At 68.5% G+C, this 11,227-nt stretch carries 7 protein-coding genes; all 7 read right to left on the bottom strand.

Going from position 1 to position 11,227, the window contains the following annotated elements; all coding sequences use genetic code 11:
* Positions 1-304 precede the first annotated feature (304 nt).
* Positions 305-3,415 carry a T9SS type A sorting domain-containing protein gene (locus KDM41_01750; GenBank protein ID MCB1182126.1) on the bottom strand — a complete coding sequence of 1,037 codons (3,111 nt, stop codon included), beginning with the start codon at positions 3,413-3,415 and terminating at the stop codon, positions 305-307.
* 403 nt (positions 3,416-3,818) lie between these two features.
* A complete protein-coding gene (locus tag KDM41_01755) occupies positions 3,819-6,008 on the bottom strand; it encodes a glycine--tRNA ligase subunit beta (protein MCB1182127.1) in 2,190 nt (729 codons plus the stop codon).
* Positions 6,005-6,886: a glycine--tRNA ligase subunit alpha gene (gene glyQ, locus KDM41_01760; GenBank protein ID MCB1182128.1), complete on the bottom strand. Its 882-nt coding sequence runs from the start codon at positions 6,884-6,886 to the stop codon at positions 6,005-6,007. The genes KDM41_01755 and glyQ overlap by 4 nt, the downstream gene beginning before the upstream one ends.
* Positions 6,886-7,713 carry a recombination protein O N-terminal domain-containing protein gene (locus KDM41_01765; protein MCB1182129.1) on the bottom strand — a complete coding sequence of 276 codons (828 nt, stop codon included), beginning with the start codon at positions 7,711-7,713 and terminating at the stop codon, positions 6,886-6,888. Before KDM41_01765 ends, glyQ begins: the two co-directional genes overlap by 1 nt.
* Positions 7,714-7,720: 7 nt before the next feature.
* Positions 7,721-9,169 carry a magnesium transporter gene (gene mgtE, locus KDM41_01770; GenBank protein ID MCB1182130.1) on the bottom strand — a complete coding sequence of 483 codons (1,449 nt, stop codon included), beginning with the start codon at positions 9,167-9,169 and terminating at the stop codon, positions 7,721-7,723.
* A complete protein-coding gene (locus KDM41_01775) occupies positions 9,166-9,873 on the bottom strand; it encodes a DUF502 domain-containing protein (GenBank protein ID MCB1182131.1) in 708 nt (235 codons plus the stop codon). The genes mgtE and KDM41_01775 overlap by 4 nt, the downstream gene beginning before the upstream one ends.
* Positions 9,874-9,877: 4 nt before the next feature.
* Positions 9,878-11,221 carry an HlyC/CorC family transporter gene (locus KDM41_01780; protein ID MCB1182132.1) on the bottom strand — a complete coding sequence of 448 codons (1,344 nt, stop codon included), beginning with the start codon at positions 11,219-11,221 and terminating at the stop codon, positions 9,878-9,880.
* Positions 11,222-11,227 lie beyond the last annotated feature (6 nt).

The raw sequence follows: 11,227 nt of genomic DNA on the forward strand, positions 1-11,227 counted from the left end.
GCCGCCGCTACGGTGGGACAAGCGGCGGAAAAATCGGGCTCGCCGACCCCCCGGGCCCCGGATCCGGCTCCGGGCGCGGCACGGGCGGGCTACGTGGGATAGGGCAGCGTCCTGCCTCGGCAATGACTTCTGAAATATAGGGATTGGGTCCAGCCGGTGTCAACCTCAAGGTTCCGCGAATTCCCTGCGGCCAAAGGCGTTCGGCGGCCGGAACGGAGCCGCTCCCCCGCCCCGCACAAAAGCGGGGCGGCTCCCGCAGGAGCCGCCCCAGACAGTCCGGCTGTCGAAGGAATTCCCGCAGGAACTACTTCACCAGAGCCATCTTGTTGACCTGGACATTGTTGCCCGAACGCGCCTCGTAGAAGTACACGCCGGAGGCAACGTTGCTGCCCTGGTTGTTGGTGCCGTCCCACATGACGAAGTCGGTGCCAGCGGCAACCTGACCGTCGATGAGGGTCTTAACCAGCTGACCACGCACGTTGTAGACCTTCAGGGTCATATGACCGGCCTTCGGCATGGTGTAGCTGATCTTGGTGGCAGGGTTGAACGGGTTCGGGTAGTTCGACACGGCGAACTTCTCGGCACCCGGCACCGGCGTCGGGGTCGAGCCAGGCACGATCCCGATCGCGTCGAAGATATCCGACAGCACCCGGGCACGAGCCGACAGACCGGTGGTGTTGGCCGGCGACTCATCGGGGTTGTCGTAGATGAACATGAAGTCGTACGGGAACGAAATCACGTTGTTGGTGGTGTTGTACACGTTCAGGGTCGCAGCCGAGAACGAGTAGGCACCAGCGCCGCCGTTCGGGTCGGTGAACTCAGCCAGGCGCTCCGCACCCGCACGCGTGGTGACCGCGTCGAAGGTGTTGATGCCGAAGCAGCCGCCGTACGCGATCCAGGACGAGATGTTCGAGAACACCGAGTTGCCCGCGATCGTGACGACCAGCGGAGTCGTCTGGTTGTTGATGAAGCTGCGGGCGTCCTGCGCGAACGCGTTCACGCCCATGACGTCCTCGGAGAAGGCCAGACCAGCGGCGCCGGCGTTGATCGCCAGATCGCTGACCAGGTCGTCGCCCGTCATCACCAGGTTCTTGTTGCCCGTACCCAGCCAGGCCAGGACGGCGCCGATGTCGTTGCCGGCATCAGCGGCGTAGTCGCCGTTGGACAGGGTCGTGGTGCCAAGGTCACCGGCGGTGTACAGCATGTTGTTGTAACCCTCGAGGGACAGACCACTGGTCCGGCCGCCGATACCGTTACCGACACTCGAGCTGGGGCCGTTGGTGTAGTAGATGTCGTAGTCCGAGCCCAGGCCCATGCCCAGCTGGCCCAGCGCCGCGTACCACTCGGCCTCGCCGCCGCGGTTCGCGAAGTCGTTCCAGAACAGGGTCTGCGGAGCCTTCTTGGCGCCACCATCGTCGGAGATCGTCGGCAGGGCGTGGATGGTCATGGTGCTGTTGTAGCTCAGAGGACCACTGAAGTCGCCGAAGCCGCTGATGTCGGCCGGGAAGGTCGCGTACTGGATGTCCGCACCGACCTGGTCGCCCGCACGCACGTACCAGTGCAGCACGTCGCCGGGGAACAGGGCGCCGGTGTCCGGAATATCGAACGCCCAGGCGTCCGGATCGGCGATACCCGAGGCACCGACGGCAGGGCCGAGGGCCGGGATCATGCCGGAGGTCGGGAACGTCCGGTAGGCGTTGAACTCGGGGTTGGCGTTGATCGAGTAGTGGAACTCGGGCGTGCCCGCGAGGGTCGCACCCGAACGCACGGGCACGATGTCGATGACCATGGAGTCACCGGGATCGTTCCGCAGGTGGGCCGCCAGCGAGATGTTCCGGGCCATGTCGAAGCGGACATGCAGACCGCCGAACGTGGCCGGGTTCACTTCCTGGTTGATGTCGAAGGACACTTCGTTCTCGGGGAAGTTGTCGTTGGCCAGGTCGATCTCACGGGTGGAGACGCCAGGACCGACGTACGGGAAGACCTTCACCGCGAAGTTGTCGAAGTAGGGCGCAGGGTAGCCGTCGTTGCCGGTGTAGCCGAAGGCCCAGCCCAGCTCGTAGCAGCCCGTCTGCACCTGGATGACGTCGCGACCGGCGTTCATCAGGTCGGTGACGTCGTTGGTGACACGGAGGTAGTCCGGGCCGCCGAAGTAGACGAAGTTCCGGTCCAGCCAGGGCTGCTCGGAGAGAACCTGAGCACCGTTGCCGGCGGAGTCGTCGGTGTCGGCGGAGCGGACGCTCCACGTGTAGAAGATACCGGGCGCGTCGACCGAGAGGTCTTCGTGGCGGTACGCGTCGAAGGAGTACAGCATGCCGTCGTAGCTGGCGTTCGGCCAGGTCATGACGGGGGAGTTCAGCCACACGTAGATGTGGCTGGCCGGGCCAGCGAGACCACCGGTGGTGTTCACGATGTAGCCGGCGGGGCCGTAGCACCAGTTGATGCACGTGGTGCCGCCGGTGCCGGGCACGACCAGACCGTCGTCGATGAAGGCGACCTGGTTGCTGTAGTTGGTGTTGCAGGGATCCGCGTCTTCCAGGTTGTCCCAGATCTTCGCGAAGTCGCCGACACCGTCGGGGAAGTCGATGAACCAGTCGAAGGTCGACAGGCCCTCGACGTCCAGCACGCCACCGACGTCCTGGAAGTCCGTGAAGCTGACGATGTCAGTCTGACCGGCCTGGGTCACGGTGACCGTGATGTCGTCGACCTGGCAGGCGCCAGCCGTCGGCCACGAGCAGTCCGCATCCGACCAGCCGCCGTCCGACTGCACACGGAAGACCATGTACACGTCGGTGCCGCCGACCAGCTCGGCGGGCAGGTAGGTCAGGCCGTTGTTCACGGCGACCGTACCAGCGCCGTCCCAGCTCTGGATGTCGGTGTAGCCCAGGTTGCCCTGGATCTTGGCGCTCAGGCGGGTGTAGTCGTAGCCGGGCTCGGTGTCGTGCTGCAACGTGGCAGTCACGTTCACCGAAGCGCTCGAACCGGGATCCGCGACGGTGATGCGGCAGCTGATCAGGTCGTGCCAGCTGTTGCCGTAGCCACCAGCGGGATCCAGCGAGTCGTCGCAGCTCGGGAAGCTGATGTCGCCACACCAGGCGGCCAGGTTGCTGGCCACGGTCTGGTTGTAGTTGCTCAGCTGGAAGTGCGTGACGGTCGGCTGGGTCACGTCCTCGGTGGTCCAGCCGGAGGCGCCACCGTTCAGGGCGCCGCCGGACTCGAAGTCGCCGATGTAGGCCGCACCGGAACCGGTGGGACCCATGACGTCGATCGTGTCACCGGCAGCCTTGGCGAAATTGGCGCTCCCGCCGTGGAGAGTGGAGTTGCCCTTGGTGACATACGGCATCTCGCCGGCGAACGCACTCAGGGCAAACACCATCGCCAGCGCGAGAGCAGCGAACATGGTGAATTTCTTCATTATTTTCCCCCCATCGTCGGCACGGGGCCGACACATGGTTAGGCGAACGATTGATGTGCCGTGGTGAAGGAATTCAGGCTCCACCGGGCACATGACGGGCGACAAAGGGTTCCCAACTGTCACACACAGGCAAAGCTGTGCGCAAGTAGCGAGACCTCCTTCAAAGATGCAGACCCAAGATGACGAGTGAACAAGGTGTCAAGTGATCGAAACTGAACTGAGAGTGGAAAGCAAAGAGACAGCGCACCTCAAGGCATGGGAACTTTGTCTGTGAGTCGCGGAATTACTCTACCTGAATCGAAAACCACCGTCAATAGGTATTGTCAAAAAAAAGTGAGGATCGTACGCAGCGGCCCCCGATTCGCACCGGGGGCCGTCGCCTCGGGAAGCCAGGTTGCCTCCCCTAGAGGTCAGCCGCGGCCACCGCCGCGAAATCGGCGTACTGGGCGAAAAGCCCGTCCAATTCGCGCAGGAAGGCGTGCCGGCTCGCCGTCAGCCCGGGGTCGTCGGTGTTGACCCGCACCTGGTCGAAGTAGCGGTCGATGGCGGGCCCCAGGCCCGAAAAGAAGGCGAACACCTGGTGGTAATCCCGGGACGCTTCGGCCGCCGCCAGGGCCGGCATGGCCGCGGCGGTCGCCTGCCACAGATCCCGCTCCGGGGCCTCGGGCAGGTCCGCGAAGTCCTCGCCGTCGGCCCCCCGTCCCCCGGCCAGCCAGCGGGCGCGGCAGGCGTCGAGCTCGGCCACCGGCAGCAGGCCCTCCTTGAGGATGTTCCGGCAGCGCTTGAAGCCCGTGGCCAGGAGCTGGAAGTCGTCCTGCTCCCGGTAGCCGTCCAGGGCCTGCACCCAGGCCCAGGCGTCGACCGGGTCGCGCCAACGCACCGGCAGCACCGCGCGCACCACCGCCGGTTCGGCGCCCTTGGCGTCGACCAGGAATCCCTCGAGCCGGGTGCGGACGAACTCGCCCAGCTCGGCCCGCACCGCCGGCAGATCGGCGCCGGGCCGGAAGCCGGCCACCCCGGACAGGGCCCGGTCCAGGGCGGCGTCCAGGTCGAGCCGCAGGTCGTTCTCCAGCAGGATGCGCAGGATGGCCAGCACGTGCCGCCGCAGGGCGTAGGGATCCTTGGCCCCCGTGGGCGCGAAGCCGGCCAGCCAGCAGCCGGCCACCGTGTCCAGGCGATCGGCGATGGACAGCACCTCGGCCTGGCGGTCGCGGGGCAGGACGCCGGCGGCGCTGCGGGGCAGGTAGTGGCGTTCGATGGAGCGGCAGACCTGCGCGTTCTCCCCCGCCAGGGCGGCATAGCGGGCCCCGATGAAGCCTTCGAGCTTGGTGAACTCCTTGCCGTCCTTGATCATCTCGCTGACCAGGTCGCTCTTGCAGATCCGGGCCGCCCGCCGCAGGTCCTCCGGCACCGCACCCTCCCCCGGTCCGTTCTCCCACAGCCACGCCGCCAGGTCCCCGAGCCGGTCCGTCTTGTCGAGCACCGACCCGAAGCCCTCGAGCCAGGTGACGGTGCCGAGCATGGCGGTGCGTTCGTCCGGCGACTTCTTCTGGTCGAAGGTCCAGTAGAAGTGGGCGTCGGCGAGCCGCGCGTGGAGCACCCGCTCGTTGCCGCGGATCACGTTGTCCAGGTGGTCGCGGCCGCCGTCGCGCACGGCCGCGAAGAGGGGCCGCAGGCCCGCGCCGTCGCTCCGCCCCACCGAGAAGTAGCGCTGGTGGGCCTTGAGGGCCGTGGTGATGACCTCGGCGGGCAGGTCCAGGTACTCCTCGCTGAAGGTGCCCAGGAACGGGGTCGGATGCTCGCAGAGGAACACGACCTCGGTCAGCAGCTCGTCGTCCGCGAGCAGCACCGCCGTGGCGTCGCGCGAGGCCAGTTCGGCCGCCAGTCCCGCGGTGATCAGCCGCCGGCGCTCGTCCTGGTCGACGATGACCCCCAACTCCCGCAGCACATGCTCGTAGTCGCCCGGATGGGCCACCGCCGCCGCGCGGTCGGCGGCCAGGGTGCGGTGCCCCCGCGTCGTGCGCCCGGCCTCGAGATAGTCAACCCGAAGCGGGACAACATCATCACCGAGCAGGCTCAGGATCCACTGCAATGGGCGCGGGTACTCCAGATCGTGGTCGCCCCAACGCATGGTCTTGCGGTAGGCCACCCCGAGCACGGCCCGCGGCACGATCTCGGCCAGCACCTCGGCGGCCGGTCGCCCGGGCTCGCTCACGTGGGCCACCAGGAACTCGCCGCGTTGGTCCGTGTCGCGCCCGCAGTCCGCCAGGGCGATGCCGACCTTGCGGGCGAATCCCTCGGCCGCCGGGGTCGGGCGGCCGTCGGCGCCGAACGCCACCGACACCGGCGGCCCCTTGACCGTCAGCTCCCGATCGGGCTGGCGCGTGTCCAGGGCGTCGATCAGGACGGCCAGGCGCCGCGGGGTGGCCAGCACCCGCAGGCCCTCCCAGCCCAGGTGGGCCTTCTCCAGCTCCTCGCCGAGCAGGCGCGCGAGGTCGGCCATGGCCGCCGGGATGAAGCGGGCGGGGATCTCCTCGCTGCCGATCTCCAGCAGGAAGGGCAGACGGACGGGGCGGTTGGTCTCCGGACTCATTCGGCGGCCTTCTCCTTGAGCAGGGGGAACCCCAGGTCTTCGCGGCTCTTGACGTAGCTGGTCGCGGCCAGGCGGGCCAGGTTGCGCACGCGGGCGATGTAGCCGGTGCGCTCGGTCACCGAGATGGCCCCGCGCGCCTCCAGCACGTTGAAGATGTGGCTGCACTTGATCACCGCGTCGTAGCCCGGGTGCACGAGGCCGGCCTCCAGCAGCGCCCTGGCCTCGGCCTCCTTCTCGTCGAAGTGCCGCCGGTACATGTCGATGTCGGCGTGCTCGAAGTTGAAGGCGCTGTACTCGCGCTCGAACTGGCCCATGACCTCGCCCCAGGTGAGCCCCCCGCCCCAGACGATGTCCTTCACGTGGTCGACTTCCTGGATGAACATGCACAGCCGCAGCAGGCCGTAGGTCAGCTCCACCGAGACCGGCTTGCAGCGCACGCCCCCCACCTGCTGGAAGTAGGTGAACTGCGACACCTCCATGCCGTCCAGCCACACCTCCCAGCCGAGGCCGGCGGCGCCGAGGGTGGGCGACTCCCAGTCGTCCTCGACGAAGCGGATGTCGTGCTCCTCGGCCTTGATGCCCAGGGCCCGCAGCGATTCGAGGTAGAGCTCCTGGCTGTTGGCCGGATTCGGCTTCAGGATGACCTGGTACTGCAGGAACTGGTGCACGCGGTTCGGATTCTCGAGGTAGCGGCCGTCCTTGGGCCGCTTGCTCGGCTCGACGTAGGCCACACGCCACGGCTCCGGCCCCAGCGAGCGCAGGAAGGTGTTCGGGTTGAAGGTGCCCGCCCCCACCTCGCTGTTGTAGGGCTGGACGACCACGCAGCCGTAGTCGCTCCAGAACTTCTGGAGGTTGGCGATCATCTGCTGGTATTCCATCATCGCGCGCTGTCCTTTTCCTTGCGGGCCCGCAGCAGTTCCAGGGCGGCGGGCAGCCGGTAGCCGGGCAGGTGGTAGCCCAGGAAGTTGTGCAGATGGGCGCCGACCTCGCGGCGCAGGGCCCGGTCGAAATCCGCCTCCGCGCCCACGTCGATGCCGCCGCCGGCCATGGCCCGGAAGACCGCCAGGGCCCGCGCGCCGAGGGGCTTGCCGGCGCCCCCGCCGTCGCGGCGGGCGCAGTCGCCGCACAGGACCCCACCCTCGGCCGGGCTGAACCAGAGGGCGCCCGGCCCCCCGTCGGTGGCGGCCCCGCAGGCGGCGCAGCCGTCGACCTCGGGGGCCATGCCGTGCCGCGCCAGCAGCTGCCACTCGAAGGCGAAGAAAGCCAGATCGGGCCGGGCACAGGACGGCGACGATAACATCCGGATGAAACCGTCGCAAATCTCGAATAACTCGACCGCCGACCCGTGGTCGGGCCGGCCGTCGCCCGCTTCGGCCCGGGGCCGGCAGCGGTCGATGAGCTCGAGGGCGCCCTGCATGAAGATCGACTGCTCGAGGCTGGCGCCGGGGCCGAGGGGATCGCGTTCGACCGCGCCGCCCCGCAGGTACTGCAGCTCCCGCGCCGGATCGAGGCTGAATTCGACGCTCACGACGCGGCCCGGCTCGACAAGCGCCCGCAGGCGCGAACTCGGCCGCCGCGCCGCCTTGGCGATCACCTTCACGTAGCCGTGGTCGCGGGTCAGCAGCGAGGCGATGACGCTGGTCTCGCCGCAGGGCCAGGTGCGCAGCACGACGCCCTCGCAGCTGGCGGCCGGACGCGGCAGCACCCCCATCTCAGCCCGCCCGCCCGAGGCCCAGGACCCAGGTCGCCAGCCTCACGTAGATGAGCATGCTCACCACGTCGTTGGCCGTCGTGATGAAGGGTCCGGTCGCCACGGCCGGATCGACCCCCGCCCGGTGCAGCACCATGGGGATGCCCGTGCCGGCCATGGCCGCGAACAGCACCACCACGACCATCGTCATGGCCAGCACCAGCGAGATCGAGGGATCGCCGCTGAAGAGCATCGAGACCCCGGCGATGGCCACCGCCACCGACAGGCCGATCAGCATGGCGGTGCCCAGCTCGCGCAGGAAGTGCCGGCCGAGGTGGAAGAAGTCGACCTCGCCCGTGGCCAGGCCGCGCACCACCACCGACGAGGTCTGGATGCCGATGTTGCCCGCCATGGCCATGATCATGGGGATGTAGATGACCAGGGTGACCCGCGCCTCGAGGCTGGCCTCGAAGTGGGCCAGCACCGAGACCGCGCCGAGCTGCCCGAGCAGGGCACCGAAGAGCCACGGCAGCCGCGAGCGCGCGACGCGGAACGAGCTCTGCTCGCCGAATTCCTCGACGCTGACGCCGGCGAGGCGGGAGAAGTCCTCCCTGGCCTCCTCCTCCATGACGTCCAGCACGTCGTCGGCGGTGATGCGGCCCACGAGCCGCATCTGGTGGTCGACCACGGGCACGGAGATCAGGTCGTGCAGCCGGGCGAAGGCGGCCACCTCCTCCTGGTCGAGATCGACCTCGACGTAGAGCGGATCGGGCTCCATGAGCTCGGCGACCCTCCGCTCCGGGCGCGCGATCACCAGGCGGTACATGGGCACCTGGCCCGTGAGCCGGCCGCGCGCGTCGACCACGTACACGAAGTGGGTCTCCTCGAGGTCGCTCTCCTCGACGCCGCGCAGGGCGGCCACCGCCTCGGCGGCGGTCTGGTCCTCGGTGACGGTCGTGTACTCCTTGCCCATGAGGCCGCCGGCCGACTCGGGGCCGTACTGGAGCAGTTCCTCCACCTCGGAGCGTTCCTCGGCCTCCATGGCGGCCAGGATCTCGGCGGCCTGCTCGCTGGGCATGTCCTCGAGCACGTCCGCGGCGTCGTCCGACGGCATCTCCTCGAGCAGGTCGGCGATCTCGTCGTTGTCCAGCAGGGTGAACAGGGCCTCGACCGAACGGTTGTCGATCTCGCTGAGCACCTCGGCCAGCTCGTCGCCCGGCAGCTGCTTCAGGATGAGCGCCGTGTCCTCCACGCTCAGCGGCCGCAGGATCTCCGAGAGGTCGCCCGGCGAGAGTTCCTGGGCGAGGTCGCGGATGGCCCCGTGGTCGCCCGCGGAGAGGTGCTCGCGGAAGGACTTCTCGAGGGCGTGGTGCTCGGCGTCGAGATTCGCCGGGTCGAGCACGCGCTCGTCCTGGCGCTCGTCCTCGCCCGGGGTCGCCTGACCGGGGTCCCGCCTGGTCTCGTCGTTCACGCTGCACCGTCCGGGTTCGGGGTGTCGTCGGTCGCGGCCGCGGGCCTGGTTTCGTGGGCCGGAGCGCCCCGGCCCGCCGGGAGCGCCATGTCGATCCGCGTGCGGATGGCGTCGGCCTGGGCCGCCGACATGATCGACCCGCCCGACACGATCAGCTTGATGGCGTCCTCCACCGGGATGTCCACCGAGCGGATCTCGGCCCGCGGCATCAGGAGCATGAAGCCCGAGGTCGGGTTGGGCGCCGTCGGCAGGAAGACGTTCACCAGGTCGTCGCCCTCCTCGTCACGCGTGACGAAGCCCAGGGAGTACAGGCCCGGCCGCGGATAGGCGAAGACCACCACGTCCTGGAAGGCCCGCCGCTGGTCGCGCAGGAAGACCGCCGACATCTGCTGCACCACCGAGAAGACGCTCTTGACCACCGGGATCTGCTGGAAGAAGCGCTCGAGCAGCCGGAAGAAGGCGACGCCGATCAGGTTCCGCGTGAACAGGCCCACCAGCGTGATCAGCAGGATGAAGACCAACACGCCGATCAGGGTCAGGAAGAACTCCGGATAGGCCTCGCTCAGGGCCGGGATGCGCGCCAGCCAGGGCCGCATGGTGGCGCTGATGATCGCGTACAGGCGCCAGAGGATCCACGTGGTGATCACCAGCGGGGCGATCGCCAGCAGTCCCGTCAGGAAATGGCGCTGCACGAAGCGGAGCACGGTCTCAGGCCTCCTCGGCGGCTTCGGATTCCGGACGCCGGCCGAAGCCCGGCAGGTCCTGCCCGCTGCTCATGAGCACCCGCACCAGCCGCTGGTCGGCCACTTCCTCGACGGTGATGCGGAACCCCGCCACCTCGACCACGTCGCCGTCGGCCGGCACGTTGCCCGCCGCCTCGTAGATCAGGCCGCCCAGGGTCTCGCTCGTCGCCAGCCCCTCGGCCCCGGCGAAGTCGACGCCCAGGTCCTCGGCCAGGTCCTCCAGGTTGATCTTCGGGTCGAGGCGCACGGTCCGCGCGTCGACCCAGGTGACGAGGTTCTCCTCCTCGTCGAACTCGTCCTCGATCTCGCCGACGATCTCCTCGATGACGTCCTCGAGGGTGACCAGGCCCGCCGTGCCGCCGTACTCGTCGATGACGACGGCCATGTGGATGCGCTTGGCGCGGAACTCGTCGAGCACCTCGTCGATCTTCTTGCTCTCGGGGATGAAGTAGGCCTCGCGGACCAGGCTCGCCAGGGTGACGCCGGGCGTCGTCAGGCCGCCCTCGCCGTGGAGCTTGAGCAGGTCCTTGGCGTAGAGGATGCCGACGATCTTGTCGACGCCTCCCTCGTAGATCGGGATGCGCGAGTGGCCTTCCTCGATGATGCTGCCCAGGGCCTCGGACACCTCGAGGGCCCCGTCGAGCGCCACCATGTCGATGCGCGGGATCATGATCTCGCGCACGGCGGTGTCGTGGAACTCGAAGATGCTCTGGATCATCTCCCGCTCGTCCTGGTCGAGGTTGTCGGCCGGATTGTCGGTCTTGATCAGGCTGCGGATCTCGCCGGCCGACAGGTGGGACTGCGCGTCGGCGATCCACAGGGTGTCGTCGAGGCGGTTCATGACCGCCAGCATGAGGGCCGACCACGGCCGCAGCAGCCAGTAGAGCGGATACACCAGGCCCCCCACCACCCGCGCGTAGCCCAGGGCGGCCCCCGCCGCGAGCATCTTGAAGACGAGACCGCCGAGGCTCCAGGCCAGCACCGTGGTGACGGCGAACATCAGATGGAAGTTGAAGTCCAGAGCGCCGGTCCACAGGCGCGACAGCAGGTGCCCCCAGCCGAAGGCGCCGAGCACCGTGAGCAGCAGGTAGAGCGTGCCGGTGGTCACCTGGAAGCGTCGGTCCTCCGTCACGTACTCGCGCAGCACGGCGCCGAGCCGCTGGTCGTCCACGAGACCGTTCCGGCTCAGTCCGCTGACCCGGTAGTGGGCCGACATGAGCCCGGCCAGGAGCAGCGCGCCCAGCCAGCAGACGACGGTCATCACGATCGTGCCGGTGGCCAGGGTCATTCCCGCAGCAGATCCGTCCATCGGATT

The organism is bacterium (assembly GCA_020440705.1).
Lineage (GTDB): Bacteria > Krumholzibacteriota > Krumholzibacteriia > LZORAL124-64-63 > LZORAL124-64-63 > JAGRNP01.